At 52.1% G+C, this 18,708-nt stretch carries 9 protein-coding genes; 2 read left to right on the top strand and 7 right to left on the bottom strand.

Annotated features, from left to right (window positions below; all coding sequences use genetic code 11):
- Positions 1-16 precede the first annotated feature (16 nt).
- Positions 17-1,225: an RtcB family protein gene (locus tag ACG2E4_RS06965; RefSeq protein ID WP_395262164.1), complete on the bottom strand. Its 1,209-nt coding sequence runs from the start codon at positions 1,223-1,225 to the stop codon at positions 17-19.
- A gap of 146 nt (positions 1,226-1,371) precedes the next feature.
- On the opposite strand from ACG2E4_RS06965, the gene ACG2E4_RS06960 reads away from it, so the two are divergent.
- Both ACG2E4_RS06960 and ACG2E4_RS06955 read left to right on the top strand, forming a co-directional pair.
- Positions 1,372-2,505, top strand: a complete 1,134-nt coding sequence (locus ACG2E4_RS06960) for a hypothetical protein (protein WP_395262165.1) — start codon at positions 1,372-1,374, stop codon at positions 2,503-2,505.
- Between the two features lie 136 nt (positions 2,506-2,641).
- Positions 2,642-5,275 carry a M14 family metallopeptidase gene (locus tag ACG2E4_RS06955; protein WP_395276102.1) on the top strand — a complete coding sequence of 878 codons (2,634 nt, stop codon included), beginning with the start codon at positions 2,642-2,644 and terminating at the stop codon, positions 5,273-5,275.
- 203 nt (positions 5,276-5,478) lie between these two features.
- On the opposite strand, the gene ACG2E4_RS06950 is transcribed toward ACG2E4_RS06955, so the two are convergent.
- The 6 genes from ACG2E4_RS06950 to ACG2E4_RS06925 all read right to left on the bottom strand — a co-directional run bounded on the left by ACG2E4_RS06950 (position 5,479) and on the right by ACG2E4_RS06925 (position 18,606).
- Positions 5,479-7,092, bottom strand: coding sequence for a sulfatase (locus tag ACG2E4_RS06950; protein WP_395276101.1), 1,614 nt, complete (start codon positions 7,090-7,092; stop codon positions 5,479-5,481).
- A gap of 259 nt (positions 7,093-7,351) precedes the next feature.
- Positions 7,352-10,705, bottom strand: a complete 3,354-nt coding sequence (locus ACG2E4_RS06945; protein ID WP_395276100.1) for a HEAT repeat domain-containing protein — start codon at positions 10,703-10,705, stop codon at positions 7,352-7,354.
- Positions 10,706-11,484: 779 nt separating this feature from the next.
- Positions 11,485-13,995 (bottom strand): hypothetical protein, encoded by a 2,511-nt coding sequence (locus ACG2E4_RS06940; RefSeq protein ID WP_395276099.1) that lies wholly within the window; start codon positions 13,993-13,995, stop codon positions 11,485-11,487.
- A gap of 36 nt (positions 13,996-14,031) precedes the next feature.
- Positions 14,032-15,438 (bottom strand): sulfatase, encoded by a 1,407-nt coding sequence (locus ACG2E4_RS06935; RefSeq protein WP_395276098.1) that lies wholly within the window; start codon positions 15,436-15,438, stop codon positions 14,032-14,034.
- A gap of 72 nt (positions 15,439-15,510) precedes the next feature.
- Entirely contained in the window at positions 15,511-16,983 is a 1,473-nt protein-coding gene (locus ACG2E4_RS06930; protein ID WP_395276097.1) for a sulfatase, read from the bottom strand.
- Between the two features lie 123 nt (positions 16,984-17,106).
- On the bottom strand, positions 17,107-18,606 hold the full coding sequence (locus ACG2E4_RS06925) for an arylsulfatase (protein ID WP_395276096.1): 1,500 nt from the start codon (positions 18,604-18,606) through the stop codon (positions 17,107-17,109).
- Positions 18,607-18,708 lie beyond the last annotated feature (102 nt).

The raw sequence follows: 18,708 nt of genomic DNA, 5'->3' as shown, positions 1-18,708 counted from the left end.
GTTTCCGTGAGATACACTATTTCCCAACGCTCGAGCCCCAATTCCTCTTCGGAGTAAACCGTTCCGGTCCCTCCATGACCACGCCCAGGGGCTGGAGACGGTGCAGGATCCGGATTGTGCGCTCATGTTCTTTCAGCACATCGTCGAGCCGGCGGTAGACCTGGGGAGCCTCGTCAAGTCCGCCGCCGCGCAACTCTACGCCCTTTTTTTCCAGCCAGTCATAGATCATCTGCGGCTTTATCGCAGAACTGCTCAGGTCGCGTCCGCGGTAGTTGCCTTTGGCCTGTGTACGCGACATTACACGGCCGGCGCCGTGCACCGTCGAGTAGAGGGCAGAGCGGCTTTCCTCCGAATCCACGCCCTCCAAAATGACAGCGGTATCTCCCATGCTGCCGCCCACAAATCCGCGCTGGCCCGGGAAAGCCGGAGTGGCGCCCTTGCGGACAACTACCAACTCTTCTCCATCATGCTGCTCTTTCCAGGCAAAATTGTGATTGTTGTGAACCTCATCCAGTATATCCGCCCCAAAAGCCTCCGCCAGCGTATAGCAGACCCACTCGCGTCCCCGCCAGGCATAACGTCCGGCCAGGTTCATGGCTGCAAAATAGGCATCCCCGAGGGGCGTAGCCAGGTCCAGCAGCACCTCTTGCTGTTCAAAACGGTCATTCCACTCCTTGTTTTGAGAGAGGTTCATAAACCCTTTGGCCGTCTGGTATCCCAGGCCTCGACTCCCGAAGTGGACTCCTATCCAGATATACTCCTCCTCATCTTTAAACAGGTCTACGTAGTGGTTCCCCGAGCCCACGGTTCCCAGCTGCTGCTCCGCTTTCTTTTTCAGGCTCGATCGAATCCCGGGATCGGGGTAGGCCTCCCACTCCGGGGCCTCAAACAGCTCGTCGCCTCTGGGTGCACGGGGATTGGAGCCTCCCAACCCGAACACGATTTTATCCTCAATAATATCCAGTGCCCCGCTGACATCGAAACTACCGGCTTTCTGATTGAGTTTAACTGCCATGTTTCCACAACCGATATCGAACCCCACGCCCACGGGCGATACTTTGTTTTTGTAGGCCGCAACGCCGCCGATCGGCATGATATATCCCACGTGGCCATCGGCCATCAACGCGCCGCGCTTGGCGCGCATCAGCACGTTCTGGTACTGCTCCAGCGTCTGATCGTCATGGGATCCGAATACGGGATTTTTCGACTTTTCTGTTTCTTTCATAAATCAGAATAGATACTTGGTTCGAGTGTTCATATAATAACAAAACAGATGGACATACCATTTTTGAGCGAATCCTCTGCTCAAAATAGTTGTTTAATCTGATACCTATGATGGGTTTAAATTGAACTAAATTTGGAGGTTCACATATGATTACGAAGGATATCATTCTGGATATTATTGAGCATGCAGCGGAAACAAGTATTTCAATATTTTTGCCCACCCACAAAACAGGAGAGGAAGTTCAGCAAGATCCCATCCGACTGAAAAACAAGCTGAACAACATTGAGGCCGACCTCTCCGAATCCGGGATGAAAAAGAGCGAAATTGACAACCTGCTCGAGGGCCCCAGGAAACTGCTTGACCAGCCCCTTTTTTGGCAGCACAACGACCGCGGACTGGCCCTGTTTTTGGCAGAAGATTATTTCGAATATTTCAGGGTGCCACTGGACTTTAACCCGCGTTACCTGATCGACAACTATTTTCTCGTCACACCACTACTGCCCATGATAACACTGGAGGGCACCTTTTGCATACTGGTGATAAGTCAGAAGAAGGTGCGCCTGCTCAAAGCCACCCGCGACTCGGTTGAAGCGCTGTCACTGACCGATTCGCCCACAAGCATCGAAGAGTTCAAGCAGTATGACGTGGTACAGCGCAACCTCCAGCACCACTCCGGGCAGGGACAGGGGCCGGCCATCTTTCACGGGCAGGGGTCCGGCAGCGACTACGACCGAAAAATTGTGGAGGAATACCTGAAAACAGTTGAAACCGAGGTTACCAACATCATGCGCCGGCGCAACGATCCGCTGATTCTCGCGGGGGTTGATGAAGCCGTTTCGATTTATCGAAAATCGAACCACTACAGCCGGCTGCTGGATTCCAGCATCAAGGGCAACCCGGATCCCAAAAGCGACGAAGAGATCCGTGACGAGGGGTGGGAGATCATCAAATCCTATTTCCTGAAGGACATGTATTCCGATATCGAACGGTTCGGCGACCTCTCGGGCAGCATGAAGCGTTCCGAGGACCTATCCTACATTGTGGAAGGCGCCTATTACGGGAAGATAGACTCCCTTTTTGTTCCGATCGGGGAACACAGTTGGGGTAAATTCGATGCCGTAAACGATGTGGTTCACCTCAGCCACGAACAAGAAAACGGCGAACATGACCTGATCAACCTGGCGGCGATCAAGACGATCACCCAGGGAGGCGACGTGTACGCCCTCCACAGGGATGACATGCCCAACAATGCTTACATAGCGGCTATCTTCCGTTATTAGCATTCCCCCATTCCCTTATGTGCGGCGCACTTACCAGCGTGCGCCGCGCTTTTGTTTCTTCCACCTCCTTTACAATAACCTCTGCTTTTCGGTACTTCCATACAGGTAATACACCGCAATCCATAACGACCTTTTCATGAAGCGCATCGCATATTCAATATCAATTCTACTCCTAATCGGCTTTCTTCACATCACAGCGGGACCGGTTGCTGCCCAAAATCCCTCCGAAGCCGTGGCCACCATGAATTACTACCTTCCCGGGGATGTAAGCTATGACGAATCGGTGCCCACTCCGGAGGAGATCCTGGATATGGTACCGGGAGAGTGGCATGTTCGGCACGACCAGCTGGTAAAATATATGTACGCACTGGCCGAGGCCTCTGACCGGATCGCCATCCGGGAGTTTGGGCACACCTATGAGAACAGACCGCTGCTGTTGTTGACGGTCACTTCTCCGTCAAATCATGCCAATATTGAGCAGATCCGTCAAAACCACCTGGCCCTGACCGATCCCGGCCAATCCAGCAATTTTGACGTCAATGAAATGCCGGTGGTGGTATACATGGGATACAGCATCCACGGTGACGAGTCCAGCGGCTCAAATGCAGCACTGCTGGTTGCTTATCACCTTGCAGCGGCACAGGGAGCCGATATCAGGCAGAAACTCAACAATTCGGTCATCCTGCTGGATCCGAGCTTCAACCCCGACGGACTTGATCGCTTTGCCGGCTGGGCCAACACCCACAAAAGCAAAACCGTTGTGGACGATCCCAATAATATGGAGCAAAATCAGCCGTGGCCCGGCGCCCGCACCAACCACTACTGGTTTGACCTGAACCGCGACTGGATGCTGGTTCAGCACCCAGAGAGCCAGGCCCGAATCCGGGTGTTCCACCAGTGGAAGCCAAACATCCTGACCGATCACCATGAGATGGGTACAAACGCGACTTTCTTCTTTCAGCCGGGCGTCCCGTCGCGGACCCATCCTCTGACACCGGATCGCAATCAACGGCTCACCGAAGCGATCGGGGAATACCACGCGCAGATGCTGGATCAACACAAGCGACTGTACTACAGCAAAGAAAACTACGACGACTTTTACTACGGCAAGGGCTCCACCTATCCCGATATCAACGGCAGTATCGGCATTCTTTTTGAGCAGGCAAGCTCCCGCTCGCATGCCCAGGAGAGCATCCACGACGTACTCAGGTTCCCGTTTACGATAAAAAACCAGTTCCTCACCTCGCTTTCCACGCTGGAGGCCGCCCAGAGCCTGCGTCCCGAAATCCTAAACCACCAGCGTTCTTTTTACCGGGAGGCCCGGCAGCAGGCAGAGCGCTCTCCAATTGAAGCGTACGTGTTTGGCACGCAGGAAGACCGGGCGCGAAGCTTTCACCTGGCCGAGATGCTGCACCGGCACGACATTGATGTGTACGAGCTGGAGGAGAGCCTCTCAGCCAACGGCGAACTGTTTGCCGCGGGCTCCTCCTACATTATCCCGACCAACCAGGCGCAACACCGATTTATCGAGGCCCTGTTTGAACGGAGAACTACTTTCCGTGACAGTCTTTTTTACGATGTCTCGGCCTGGACCATGCCTTATGCTTTTAACATGCCGTTTGCCGAGCTCGACAGCCGCGCGTTTAACCGCAACCAGATTGGAGATAAATTCACCATCGAAAAACGTCCCGCGGGCAGCCTCATCGGTGGACAAAGCGAGTATGCCTATATTTTCGAGTGGGATGAATATTACGCGCCGCGGGCGCTCTATCGTATCCAGGAGAAAGGGGTACGGGCCAAAGTAGCTGCCAAACCGTTTACTGCCGTTACCTCCACCGGTGTTCACCAGTTTGGCTACGGCAGCATCATCGTGCCGGTAGGTCCCCAGGAAGTGGATTCTCAGACGATCTACGAGTGGGCCCGCATGGCAGCGGAACAGGATGGAATCGACATTTATGCGGTAGATACTGGCCTGACTCCCTCCGGCATCGACCTGGGCAGCGGTTCGTTTGAAGACATTGACAAACCCTCGGTCGCCCTTATTGCCGGGGAGGGGACCAGTGCTTACGAAGTGGGTGAAGCCTGGCACCTGCTCGACCAGCGGTACGGCATGCCGGCCACGCTACTCACCAAGGATCGTCTCGGGCAAACCGATCTCGACCGGTATACTGCCATAGTCATGGTCGATGGATGGTATGGCGACCTTTCAGGCAGCGACATCCACAAGTTAAAGGAATGGGTGGAGAGCGGTGGAACGCTGGTAACAACCAAGGATGCCGTTGAATGGGCCCGTGAAAACGGCCTGGCTAACGTCTCATTTGTGGAGAAAAGCGATAGTGAAGAGGAAAACAGCGATAGCGTTCAACCCAAACCGTATGCCGCAATGGACCAGGAACGAGGAGCCCAACATATCGGAGGCGCCATTTTCCATGCCAGGATTGATACCACGCACCCGATCGGTTACGGATATAATGGATCGGATCTCACCGTGTTCAGGAACAGCACGCTCTTTATGAAGAAATCCGACCATCCCTATGCCACACCGCTTCGCTATTCCGATGATCCCCTGGCCAGCGGCTATATTTCGGAAGAGAATCTTGAGAAACTGAACGGTACGGCGGGAATTGTAGTCTCCGGATTTGGAAGCGGAAAAGTAATTGCAATGACAGACAACCCCAACTTCCGGGCGTTCTGGTACGGGACCAACAAACTGTTTGCCAACGCGATTTTCTTTGGCAGCACAATCAGTGGCTCGTCAACCAGTCGTTAGTGTAGTTATTGGTTAACCAGTGTATTGCTTATTTGTGGAAGACCAATAACTAATTCCTAATAACCAATCTCCGGCGGTAATTTTTGTAGCCCGCCTCCTCGTCAGATAGAAATTCTTCCAGTTGCACATGGCGCTATGCCGTTCATACGACCTCTCCTTCGAAATTCATCATTTCTAATTGTTCATTCATAATTCCCATCCCCCTACCGCTGTTCGGGTAGAGGCTCCTGCTCAAAATCAGAGTCATTCACCCAGCCGGTGTTCATCTCTTCACCTGCCATGTATCGCTGATAGAAATTCGCCGTTCCCTCGTCCATGTAGCGGTAGGCATCAAAAAGATAGCCCCGGCCAAACATACGGGGATCTCCCTGCTGTTTCAGCTCGCGATAAAGTTGCGACTTTAGTGCCTGTTTTTTGGAGAGGTAGGCGGGATCTTCCGCCAGGTTGTTCAGGCAGTATGGATCGGCTGCAATATTGTAGAGCTCTTCGGGGGGACGTTTTCCAAAATTCCAATCCCAAAAATGGTACATGCCTGGAGTCGTTCGGTGGTCCAGAATGTATGTTTTTGTGGGACTCCCGTCGGTATTCAGGTAACCAGTCTCCGGGTTGCCCACAGGCCATCGTTCCGGTTCGAAATTCCGGATATAGAGCAGGTCACCGCGAACGATGCCCCGGATCGGGTAGCCCCAGTCGTATGGGCGGCCGACATCGTGCCGCTCCTTGCCCAGCAGTACGTAATCGCGTTCAGGCGTTACCTGACCGTCCGAATCTGAGTAAAAAATATCGGTAAGGCTGCGGCCGACGGTGGAATGCATTCCGGTTTGAGTCCAGTTGAGCCCGGCCACTTCGATAAACGTCGGGGCAAAATCGGCAAAGCTGACAACATCCTCGACAACGCGCCCGGCATTTTCAATACCCCGTGGCCACATTACCGCCAGTGGCAGGTGAGCCGATCGTTCATAGGTTTGTCCCTTGATTCGGGGAAAAGGCATGCCGTTGTCGGCAGTAACCACAACGAGAGTGTTATCCAGCTCTCCGCGTTCCTCCAGCAGGGCCAGCATACGTCCAAGGTGCCGGTCGAAATGCTCAATTTCAAACGCATAATCCAGCATGTCAGTGCGTACGGAGTCGGTATCCGGCCAAAAACCGGGGACATGAGCAATGTCTGACAACTGCTTGCCGCCCTTTTCGATTCCTGATTCGTATTCATATCCACGATGCGGCTCATATCCCCCATACCAAAAGGCAAACGGCTCGTTGCCCGCGCGATCTGCCAGGAAGGCCTCAAAATTGGCCGCGTAATCGTTCCCGGAAATACCGCCGGCCGGCGGCTCCGTTTGGTGGTCATTATACGGTTGGCCCGCCAAGTGTCGCGGTTGCCCCTGAGCCGTCTCGGCCACTCCCGGTGCCCACCCCTTGCCGGTGCTCCCCACATGATAGCCGTTTTCAGCCAGCACCTCCGTATATACTTTAAACTTGGTCGGGAAGTCGGCCCAGTGGTTGGCGGCTTCTTCCAGCTGCCAGGAGTTGCGTCCCGTCAGGATAATTGACCGCGATGGACCGCATTTGGGATTGGGCGTATAGGCATTGGTAAACAGGAGACCCTGCCCGGCTACGCGATCAAACGCCGGTGTTCGTACCCATTCGGTGCCGTATGCTCCCATATGGGGAAAGGAGGCGTCATCGGCGATAGCGAAAAGGATATTGGGACGATTATCATCAGATTGAGCATGAACAGCCAATCCATTATATCCAGTAATGAACAGTAGACAAATAACGCTTTTCCACACAAGGGAGATGTAAGTTTTTGAAATCATGGTACCATCCGATTGGACTTCCAATTCAATTGTTAAAAGTGGACTTTGCAAAACCGTTGTTTTGACCAATCTCTGTATTTTCGCGAATTTGGAATCCTCACTTATAGCTAATAAGCTCCGGTTTCAAATTCGCTCAAGCTTCAACCTTGACCAAAACCCCTGGTTTTTCAAAGCCCTATAAAAAATAAATGGCGTCAGCTTGGGATAAAAATATATCCACCTCAAACCTGCCACTTGCAACCTTCAGCGGATAAATACACTATCGGTTCTCTCCATCCAGGGTAGTCAGGAACTCAACAAGATCCCGGAGTTCGGCACGCGACAACACCCCGCTCATCGTCGGCATGGAGGAGGGGGAGTTCGTGCGTTCACTGATCTCGGACTTGCTGATCACCCATTCATTTTCCCTGGAGACGACCGTAATCTCCTCTTCATCCTCTTCTTGCAGCACACCCTGTATCGTCTCTCCATTTCGGAGTGTCAGGGAAACCGACCCGTAACCGGGTGCAATGCGGGCGTCGGGAGCCACCAGGGCCTCCAGCAGGGTACGCCGTGAAAGCTCGTTGCCAATATTTGTGAGGGGTGGTCCCACTTCGCTTCCCTCGATCCCAATCTTGTGGCAGCGCATGCACTGGGCCGCTTCATGCTGGTACAAAATATCCCGGCCATTTTCCGCATCGCCGCCATAAAGTGTCTCGCGATAGCGGGTCACTGCGTCTCCATTTTCTTTTTCAGATCGATAGGTCGCCAGCAGCTTTTCCACATTTTCCGCGTTGGAGGAATCTGCGGCCTGAATCACTTCAAGTTCAAGTTCCCGTTCCAGGTCTCCATTCATCAGCTGTTGCAGCAGCTTCTCCAACAATGCGTTGGCTCCCGGACTGCTGATCTCACCCAGCAGGGCTATTGCTGTGTGTTGCTCTTCTGTTGTTCCATCATCAATCACCGGTTCCACCAGCTCCACGATATTTCCCTTCGGCAGATTCAGCTCTGTGATAGTCTGCAGCGCATTCATCCGCACGCTGCCAGCCGGGTCATCAAGAGCGGTAAAAACCGCTTCTTCGATATCTTCATACCCCATTCCCGCCAGCAGCTCCAGTGCCGAAATCCTGACCTGTGGGGCCGGGTCTTCGGCAAGCATCGTGGAAACTTTGGGAACCAGCGAGCTTATTTCCAGGCTCCCGACCACGTCGAAAGCGGCAATCTTCAACGCGACGTGGTTTCCATTCATAATGTTGCGTATTGACGAAGCCGTGACACTCCGGGCTTCCTCCACATTGTTGCGCACCACGTCCCGCGGATCGCCGGTCACCCGATCGAGCCGAGACGATTCCGGCCACACCGAGAGGGTCTGCAGCGCCTCCACCCTCAGGGCCTCGGGAATGTCCTCCCGGAGCGCAAAATCGGCCAGCCGGCGCGCACTTTCGCGGGTTCCATAGTAAAGGTTGGCGTTAATTGAGCGCCGGAGCAGCGGTTCATTTATAAACTGATCCTGCTCCAGCATCGCCGCCAGCTCGTCCAGTCCCTCTTCAATAAACGCATCGTCGTTGATCGCGCGGGCTGCGTTGGTGACGACGAATTCATCCTCATCTTCGAGGAACCGAACCACCCCGGGATGCTCCATCCGTTTTAATGCCACTACCGCGGCAATCCGTACCGCGCGAGAGGGGTGGTCGGATAACGCCGCCACCGCATCGCCATCTCCAATTCGCGCAAGGGCGATTGCCCCGCCATGGCGCAGATATACATCTTTTTCGTCGTTGGCTTCCAGCATGTCGACGATCGGCTGCAGGGCGGACTTCCAGGCCAGCCGACCCAGGGCCTCTGCAGCAAAAAACCGGACCCGGGCATTTTCATCCCTGAGCAACGGAATCAATGAGTCGCCTGCGGGCTGGTAGCGCACATCACCCAGCATCTTGGCAGCCTGGGCCCGGATTTCGGCCTCTTCATCTGCCAGCAGCTCCATCAGTGGTTCAACCGCTTCCGGGATGCGACGGCCCACCTGTGCCAGCCCCCAAATTCCGTGTACCCGCTTTAGCTGGTGATCACCCCCGCGGGCCGCCTTTTCCAGTGATAGCGTGTCATCCCGGCCGGCAAGTTCAAACTGCGCTTTTTGGCGCACCCGCATGTCGGCATGTCCCATTAGCCCAATAAGCTCCTCCGGGGAACGGTCGCCGAAATCTTCCGCCAAAAGCTCCATCGTTTCAATGCGGATATTGGACACCGAGTCCGGACTTGTGTCCAGCTTCCATATTCTGCCTTCCTGGTTCAATGCCCATCCCTCAACCCAGTCGGTAAAATAGAGGGCTCCGCCGGGACTAAAATCGAGTCCAACGGCCAGCACTCCTTTCATCACTTCCACATCTCGCTCCAGTTGGAACGAAGCTCCCTGCTGCTCAAGGGTAAACGCATTGATCCCCGAACGCGTCGTGGAGCCCACAAATTCGGCCACAAAAAAGTGGTCTTGCCATTGCTCATCCAGGGCGGTGCCCGGGTTATAGACCATGCCGGCCGGCCCGTCGTGGTATGCCGCAATTGGCGGCAGGAGGTGGGCGGCCTGGTTATCAAAACGAGGCTTGTAATATCCCTCATCCATCAGCACTTTATAGTCGTTGTTTTTGGGATCGTTATATTTCCCGAACTGCCAATTGGTCCGCCATCCGCTGTCTGATCCGTTGACTACGTAAATCAACCGCTCATGCTCCCCGGAGTGGTCTCCGTCGTTGTCTACCGCAATCAGGTTTCCGTGCTTGTCGAAATCAAATTCATGCGTATTGCGCAGCCCGCGGGCGTACACTTCAAAGTTGCTCCCGTCCGGATCTGATCGCACTATCACGCCCTGGCGCGGCTGGTGCCAACGGTTGCCCTCCTGGTCCTCTATGCTGATGCCGCGATCGCCGATCGACCAGTAAAGCCGGCCGGCCGGACCGACCGTAAGCCCGGACATCCCGTGACCGCCATACCCGATATTTACTCCGTAACCGTGACTGATCGATTCTTTCTGCTCGCCGTATCCATCGCCGTCACTGTCCTGGATACGCCATAAATCGGGTGCCACCCCCAGGAAAAGATCGCCTTCGTGGCGGAGTACGGCACCCGCCACGTCCGTGACCTCCTCGTGGAAATCGCGAATAAAAAGCTGCGACTGGTTGGCGTATCCGTTACCGGTTAAGTCCCTTACCCTAAAAACAGATTCTTTATTGACTGTCAAGTCGCGCCAGTCGTGCGAGCCATCGCCGTTGTGATCATTCAGCCACTCGTTTTGGGCACTTCGCTCAGGTGCCAGCTTGCGGTGCAGAAAATCCCGCCGCTCTTCCACCGTCTCAAGGGTAAGAGATTCAATCATCCAGTTACGGTGGCCGCGAATGTCAATTTCCGAGGTTCTCCTGCGCGCGGTATTGGTGACCCAGACGGTTCCATCGTGATCTACATCCAGCGCCACCGGGTCGCCCAGCAGTTTCTCGGAGGCCCACAACGAGAGATTCAGTCCCCCTGCCGTGGATGGGGCGAGCTCCCCGAGTATCTCGTTCGAATACTCCTCTGCAACCTGGTCTTCTACCGTATGTGTTTCAATTTCAACGTCCTCCTGTGCCGAACATCCCCAAAAAACTGCCAACAATAAGATAAAAGTTCGTACAATGAATCTGCGAAAACTGGTCATAAATCTATATTCAACACTTTTGTTACTTGTTTGCATTGCACTATCCATCCCTGAGACTTTCCGGATTTCAGGATCGGGGATTAAAAGGTAGATGATCGAGATGATCGCTCTGAATCCCGCTTACCTGCCCCGCCAACCACTACTTTTTCATGCCAGGAGAGCTTCGAAAAACCGTTGTTTTGCCCGGTTGCGACACTTTTGCGAATTCAATCCCCCATGTTAGGATATGAACTGAGGTTTGGAATTCGCACCGGCTGGATCCCGGACAAAAACTTGATTTACAAAGCCCTCGTCAAACCAGACCTGCTCTCCCTGGAACAAGCGCAGCCTGTCTGTTTTAGGACTCGATGTCATAATTAAATCGGATGTTTTCCTGCACCAATCCCGAAACGTGACAAAAGGCTGAATAGTGCAAGGGTAATAAGCTTATCGTCCCTTTAAATATCCTTTCGAATTTAATTAAGAGACTCCTTAAATCGAAACTTATTCTATTTTCTCTACGGCTGGAGATTGGCTTTTTCAGGTATACATGTTATTGGGGGGGATCGTGAGGCAGGGATATATCAAGGAATTTTTTCAAAATAATGTACTGTTTGTATAATAAACCGGTGTTTTTCACTGATAGCAGATGGGAATTTAAAATCTACACTTGTAACAAAGAATAATAAAATAGGAGGACCACTTTTGGGTCACGGTCATATCTTAGCTCGAACCAGATACAAACAGATGAATATTTAAATAGTTTTTACAGTTATCCTAGTACCGGATGGAATTTTTATACTTGTCTCAGTACCCACTTCTAAAGAGGGGGCTGGCATCTGTAAAATTCTTCCTTTTTTATCAGCTCGATTTGTGTAGAGCATTTGACCATTATTTTTGTACACGGTAAATGGCACATTTTCTGCCTCTTCCATCTTTAAGCCCTTCCTAGTCAGATCAATTTCAGGAAGCATGGAACTATCCCACATGATCTCATTTGGTGAGAACGTCAGCGAATAATCGGGATCCTCGCGCCTCGGGTCTTTGGCCGGGTAATCGGGGGCTTTATTATGGCGTTTCCAGATCTCAAATTTTACCGATCGCTGGTTTTTGTTGAACCGGAATACAGTATACCCGTTCCATTTCTGGAAACCGTGGGTTATCGCCTGCGTTTTATCGGGGGTCTGATGCAGTACATCATACTTTATGCCCTCTTCCGAGACCCCGCTTTCGCGGATATGACGGAACCATTCCCCAGACAGGTTGGAAAGTCCAAATTCATACACACTCACATCGGTCAGGGGCTTCAGGATGGGATCGTTGGGATAGGTCTCCGAAAAGTCGGTGTATTTCACCAGCCTGAGGTTGTGCTCATCACCAATCGCGTACATCAGGCCGGTTTCCACGATGAGACGTGCCAGCCGGCGTCGCTCCCATGGATACAACCGGTAGGTTTCTTTGGGAGAAGCAGTTCGAATATCGCCGAGCGGGTGATCTCCGTGAACAATTTTAAAGGGAGCCGGAGACGTTCGGGCCCAGCGTTCCAGCTGATGCATGACCTCAGTTCCGGAGGGAGATTGCTCGTTGGTCTCGTCAATGTGATTGGGATACTTACGCGTACCAATATTCACGGTTTGGTTATACCGGGTCACAATATGGAATACTTCAATCCACCCCGGGATCGGCCTTGAGATAAAGGAAACTTCGTCGTCACTCACCGGCTCATGTCCATCCAAGCTAATCGCCTGGTAAGCATTTTTAATATAGTTCGGGTAATACTGTCCCTGGGCTCCGCCCGGCTGAAGTGGCGTAGCGTTTGCAAACTCGTGATCCCCGCCTTTAAAGGCCGACGGCACATTCCCATGAAGCTCACGCTGGGCATCACAAGCGGCAAATACATCCCAGATCCGCTGCTGGTAATCGACCTCACTCAGCGTCAGGATCGGATTATCGGGGTAGCCGGGATAGTCGTCTCCCGCAAAAATAAAGTCGGGCCAACTGTTGCCTGTGCCCTGGTATTTAATATACTCCGCCCCGGTATCGCCAATGTTATCGGAATGACGATCGAATGCGATCTGCTCCCCGTGCCCCTGCCAGCGCTGCTCGGTCAGTATATGGTCAAACCAGTTGAGCTGATTTTGCTGCTTATAGCGCCATACCTCGTTGCAAGACATGCCTATGCCGACCACTTCGCGCTTATCCTCCCAGTTGTTATTAAATGGGGGGATCCTTCCCTCGAAAATAGATTCTCCATCCTGCAGCAGACGGTAACGGCTGGGGCGGTCTCCCTCCCAGGTAACTTTATGAGTGTAAACCGTCATCCCACCGTTTTTCTCTTCAGAAGTTCCGGGAATAGGGTTAGACTCTCTCCACTGGTTCCCCTTTTGTATTGAAACCGAGGTTTGTTTTGCCTCTCGGAGTGCAAACGTCAGAGTCATATACTGTTGCTGGTTGGATTTTACTACACACCATTCGCAGGCTCTTTCATATCCCTGCAATCCTTCACTGATCGGCTTGTTATTTCCTGGATCCAGTTCGATATCCAGGATCTCAACTTCCCCTGGTCCATCCACCGAAAAGCCCCAGTATCCATACCCGCGAATATGGGGATTGCCGGTCACTTCATCCGGTTTGCCCAAGTCAATCGGGGTTTGAGGTAATTCGGCCTGGAGGTCGCCCTCCAGCCGGGCAGATACCATGCCGCGGGCGCCTCCTTCGGACAGGTTCAGGGTCATCGTAACTGTTTCGCCCTGCTTCCACGGGCTAGCAAGCTCAGTTCTTCTATCCTTCCAAACTTTTGCTCTATCCGTCCGGTGATCCCGGAGAGCAAAATCGTTCTCACTCAAGTAGGCAAACAAGGCTCCATGAGCATCGGGTCCGCCCAGCTCAAATTCATACGGTGTTTTGGCCCCGAATATCAATCCCGCAGAAACCGGTTTATGATCCTGTTTTCGCAAAGTGACCCGCACCCGGTATGGATAGGAGCTCATTTCCCACTGGGGAAACAGGAAGGTTCGGTGCCGCTTGAACTTTCCATGCTGGGTTACCAGGCGACCATTGACCGCCTCAAAAAACGAAGGGTCATTGAAGCGGATCAATCCACCAATTTTTTTCTTGGGCGTAAGTGATTCAATGTTAAACGCCTTTATCCAGCTGCCTTCGTCACGTCCTGCCAGCGAATTTCGAAGGAGCAAGTTTTTTTGGTTCAAGAAGGGAACGGAAAAAGTTCCCAGCAACATCGTTTTTATACTTTCTTTGCGATCCATATTGATAATGACCAGATAAAATTAATAGAGATAGTTCTAATCTTGGTATTCCGGGTTCCGTTGCGTTGGCACCGGCGCATTGGTCTGCTGGCGCCAATTTTCCAGCTCCCGGTAAAGTTCATCCACTTTCCCCGGGTAGAGATCCTTCAGATTTTTCTGCTCCCCGATATCGGTATCCAGGTTATAGAGTTCAATGTGTCCATCCTCAAAGTACTCATGTAGCTTCCAGGGCCCTTTCCGGATGACGGATCCGGGTGTGGTTCGAAAATAAGGATTCGGCAAGTCAGGATTTGCCCCCGGTTCATAGGCCTGTAGATAAATCGGGAAATGCCAAACTAGGTAACGTTCCTCGATCGAACCTCCTTCAAACAGCGGCACCAGACTCGTTCCATCCAATATTTTCCCTTCCGGTCTGGGGGTGCCAGCCACATCCAGGAACGTGGGATAAAAATCAAGATTGGTCACTGGCTCGTCCGAAGTACTCCCGGCCGATATCACCCCGGGCCAGGTGGCAATCATGGGCACGCGAATACCCCCTTCATAATAGGCCCCTTTTCCCGCTCTTAAGGGATACTGCATACTCACACGGTAAAGCCCTCCGTTATCACTGGTAAAAATGATCAGGGTATTGTCAAACTGGCCGGATTCCTTCAGGTAATTCAAAATCCGTCCTACATTGTGATCCATCGTTTCCACCATCGCGCCGTACCCGGGATTGTTGTGGATTTGAGATCCCTGTTTCTGCTTATATTTTTCCTCCAGTTCTTGCTTAGGCTGAATGGGCGTATGCACGATGTAGGGAGCATAATTCATAAAAAACGGCTGGCCTTCGGTTGACTTCAGGAAGGAAAGCGCCTCCGTGGTTATGCGGTCGTTCAAATATTCTCCTTCCGGGCCTTCTTCCAGGTACGGATTATTGTACGGGGCAAAATAACCTCCCAGATCGCCGGCCGATGGATTCCCTGCCTCAAGCCCGGCGATATTGATGTCAAACCCCTGGGTTTTGGGATCCTCCCCCAAGTGCCATTTACCAACATGGGCGGTCCGGTATCCATGCTGCTGCAACACTTCCGATACCGTCACGACGCTGTCGGCCAGATGAATGGTGTTTTCTATTGGAATCAGCTTGCGATGAATTGCATCCCCTCGATCAGAATTCGCAACCGTATACACGCCCGTGCGTGGGGCACTCATCCCGCTGAACAGGGCTGCGCGGCTTGGGGCACAGTTGGCCGCTGAAGCGTAGGCTTCGCTAAACACCATTCCCCGGGTCGCGAGCTGGTCAATGTTGGGCGTCTCGTAGTAGGTACTGCCCATATAGCCCAGATCTTTCCAGCCCAGGTCATCTATATTAATAAGCAGGATATTAGGTTTTCCGCCCGTATCCTGATCTCCATTCCTTGAGTTACTGCTGCATCCCGCCAATAGCAAGCCGGCCAGCATCGTTGTAACTGTTAGTGACGTAAAACTCGTAGTTTTATTTATCATTTTACCGGGGAGTCTTCTATTTATTATTTAGTTACGATTACGATATTGACGCAGCATTCGGCCGAAGCCGATTTCTTCCCCCTCTAGCATATCCAGGTAGCGTGGCGTACGTTCATACTGTACCCACTCCAGCAGTTCCGGGGCAATGGGAACCACCAGGTCATGATCATTTGGGGAACTGGCAGGAAGGGTGGCCTCCCACTCTTCAAGCATATCCCGCAACCGGCGGAGCTGATCCCTATAGTCCGGATCATTAATTAAATTGTTGGTCTCGTGGGGATCTTCCTGGAGATCGTATAACTCCTCAGTTGGTTTGGCACCTGTAAAAAAGCTGGCCTGTAGCGAGTCGAGCTTCCCCTGGTGATACAGGGAGCGCATCACATGTACAGCGGGACGATAAAATTCAAGGTAAGCCTGGGCGGCATCAAATGGAACCCATGGCATGTCATGACGAATATATTTAAATCGCTCGGTGGAAACACTGCGCGACCGTTCCATAACTTCATCCCATAAATCACGAGCAGAGAACACCGCTTTGCGGCTGGACTCTGTATTTATAAATGGAATGCCTGTGAGATAGTCTGGCAGCTCGGCCCCCGCCAGCTGCAGAGTGGAGGCGGTAATATCGGTTGTGCTAATGACCTGGTCACTAACCTGTCCACCCTCAAGCTTTTCCGGCCAACGCACAAGCAATGGTACGCGCAGTCCCGGGTCATAAAGGTAGCCTTTGCCTCGAATGTTGGCCCGCCCATTATCACCAACAAAAATTACAACCGTATTTTCGGCTATGCCTTTTTCTTCAAGCTCTTCCATAATCATGCCTACCTCGCGGTCCATATACTCTATCTGGTCGAGGTAGCGGGCCCAGTCCATCCGTATGACAGGATGATCGGCCATATATGGTGGAAGTTCGATACTCTCCGGATCAACCGGGTCCGGGGATTCCCTCCGAATCCGGTTCCACCAGTCCCCGCGATGAGTCACATTCAGTTGTACCTGGGCAAAGAAAGGTTGCTCTTCAACGCCAAGGGTATCCAGCTTATCAAAAATGCCAAAAGCGTCCTCGCCATTATAAGGACCAAGGCGTTCATGTTTAAAATTGACATCAATTTTACGACCGTTACCCATCACCCCGTGATGCCCTACGATATTAGTGTAGCCTGCTTTTCGAAGCCAATATGTAATCGGTTTATAAGGATCGGGCAGCACGCGGTTGCGGTTGCTCCGGTGGTGCTGCGCGCCGATCATATTCTGGTGCGCCCCCACCATCATTGCCGATCGATTGGGAGAACAGATCGGGTTGGTGCTGAAGGCGTTGGTATACTTGATGCCCTGTTCGGCCAGTTTATTTAAGTTGGGCGTCTCCACCCCGGCCATGCCGTAAGTTTCGAGATCTGTGCTAATATCCTCGGCTATCAGCCAGATGATGTTGGGTCGCTGCTGGGCCTGGAGAGATAAAGCAAAGGTTAGTAAAAGTATACAACTTAGGAGCTTCTTCATTCTTAATCCCGACTGTTATTGGTTTATTCGACAAACAAGAAACATAAAATGAGTGGATGAGTCCAACATTCAATCTTTGTTTTAATAATTAAACGCACTCTTGAAAACGGTCATTTATCAAGATCAGTCTCCCAGAGGGGCCATCTCCATGCTTTCCAGGGCCGGTTTTTCGTGTTCTTTCACCATTATCTGTTCCATTCGGTCTACGATTTCAGGGTATTGAGCCGACACATCATTTACCTCCAACGTATCCTCCTCCAGGTTGAACAGCTGTATTTCCATATTCCCGTCAAAGATGTTTTCCCGAATTCCTTTCCACTTGCCCATCCGTACGGCCTGCTGTCCGCTATAGGCGGGAAATTCCCAGTATAAGTATTCGTGCTTATCCTGCCCTTTATCTCCTTTAAGTGTGGATAGAAAACTGGTTCCATCTCTACCAGGGGGAAGTTCAGCCCCGGCTACCTCGGCAAGAGTGGGCATAACATCCCAAAAAGCGGAGATATGATCTGAGCGACTCCCGGCTTCGATAACCCTAGGCCATGAAGCGATCATAGGCACCCGAATCCCTCCTTCATGCAGATAGCCCTTAATCCACTCTTTTCCGCTATTGAACGGGGTGGCACTCTCAAAAAATTGCGGGTCTGCACCGCCCACACTACTGGGGCCGTTATCACTGCTAAATATTATCAACGTATTTTCATAGCCCCCCATCTCCTTGAGTTTACTCACAATCTGGCCCACCTGCTGATCCATATAGGAAATCATGGCCGCATAGGTAGCGTGCGGGTAACGCGCAGGAAAATACCTATTTTCTCCCAGGTAAGGCTCTTCATCGCCAAATTTTTCCCTGTAGTAATCGATCCACTTTTGCGGGGCCTGCAACGGTACGTGAGGAATGGGGGTGGCAAATTCAAGGAAAAACGGTTCATTTTCGCTCTTCTCAATAAACTTGAGTGTCCTCTCTATCATTAAATCTGGAGCATACTCGCTTAACTGGTATTTCGCGTAGCTTTGGGGATCATATGGATCGGCCCCTTCCTCCAGTTTGGTATTGGGCTCTACCAGCTTGTTATCCAGCGGAACTTTTTCTTCATTTTCCCACAGATGCAGAGGATAGTAGGTATGCGCCTGCCGCTGCCCGTTATACCCGAAAAAGTAATCAAACCCCTGCTTGTTGGGGATACCTTCAGTACCGGGCGCCCCTAACCCCCACTTGCCAACGAAGGCTGTCTTATAACCTGCGCTTTGTAACACCTCACCAATTGTTATAGTCTCTGCCGGTATGGGACGCTGTCCTTCTAGCTCCGGGTTATTGGAGGCTTTCTCAAAATCCCATACGTCCCCGCGCTCCGTCCATTCATCGTTGGCCCGGATATAGGCGTGTCCCGGGTGCTTGCCAGTTAACAGCATGTAACGGGAAGGGGCACAAACCGGGGAGCCCGAGTAGTGCTGGGTAAACAGCATTCCGTTTTCGGCCAGAGCATCGATATTTGGCGTCTCAATTTTTTCCTGTCCATAAGCGCCCAATTCGCCGTATCCCAGGTCATCCGCCAAAATGTAGATAATGTTGGGCTTTTCGGGATCAGTTTCCTTATTACTTTGCTCATTACAGCCAGAACACATTACTACCACTATGACTGTGAAGAGTCCATACACTAGCAATCTTGCATTATATCCCATCATAATTATATCCCAAAAAATGAGCCCGCAGTGAATGATCTCTTC

It is taken from the genome of Halalkalibaculum sp. DA384, from assembly GCF_043951955.1.
Classification (GTDB): domain Bacteria; phylum Bacteroidota; class Rhodothermia; order Balneolales; family Balneolaceae; genus JAMQKA01.
Note: the sequence above shows the minus strand (reverse complement) of the source record. Positions and strands in the feature narration are given on the sequence as shown.

Coding starts and splice junctions, on each gene's coding strand:
- ACG2E4_RS06950 (WP_395276101.1), bottom strand. CDS start 7,092: ATGATTTCAAAAACTTACATCTCCCTTGTGTGGAAAAGCGTTATTTGT.
- ACG2E4_RS06940 (WP_395276099.1), bottom strand. CDS start 13,995: ATGGATCGCAAAGAAAGTATAAAAACGATGTTGCTGGGAACTTTTTCC.
- ACG2E4_RS06935 (WP_395276098.1), bottom strand. CDS start 15,438: ATGCTGGCCGGCTTGCTATTGGCGGGATGCAGCAGTAACTCAAGGAAT.
- ACG2E4_RS06925 (WP_395276096.1), bottom strand. CDS start 18,606: ATGTGTTCTGGCTGTAATGAGCAAAGTAATAAGGAAACTGATCCCGAA.
- ACG2E4_RS06965 (WP_395262164.1), bottom strand. CDS start 1,225: ATGAAAGAAACAGAAAAGTCGAAAAATCCCGTATTCGGATCCCATGAC.
- ACG2E4_RS06960 (WP_395262165.1), top strand. CDS start 1,372: ATGATTACGAAGGATATCATTCTGGATATTATTGAGCATGCAGCGGAA.
- ACG2E4_RS06955 (WP_395276102.1), top strand. CDS start 2,642: ATGAAGCGCATCGCATATTCAATATCAATTCTACTCCTAATCGGCTTT.
- ACG2E4_RS06930 (WP_395276097.1), bottom strand. CDS start 16,983: ATGAAGAAGCTCCTAAGTTGTATACTTTTACTAACCTTTGCTTTATCT.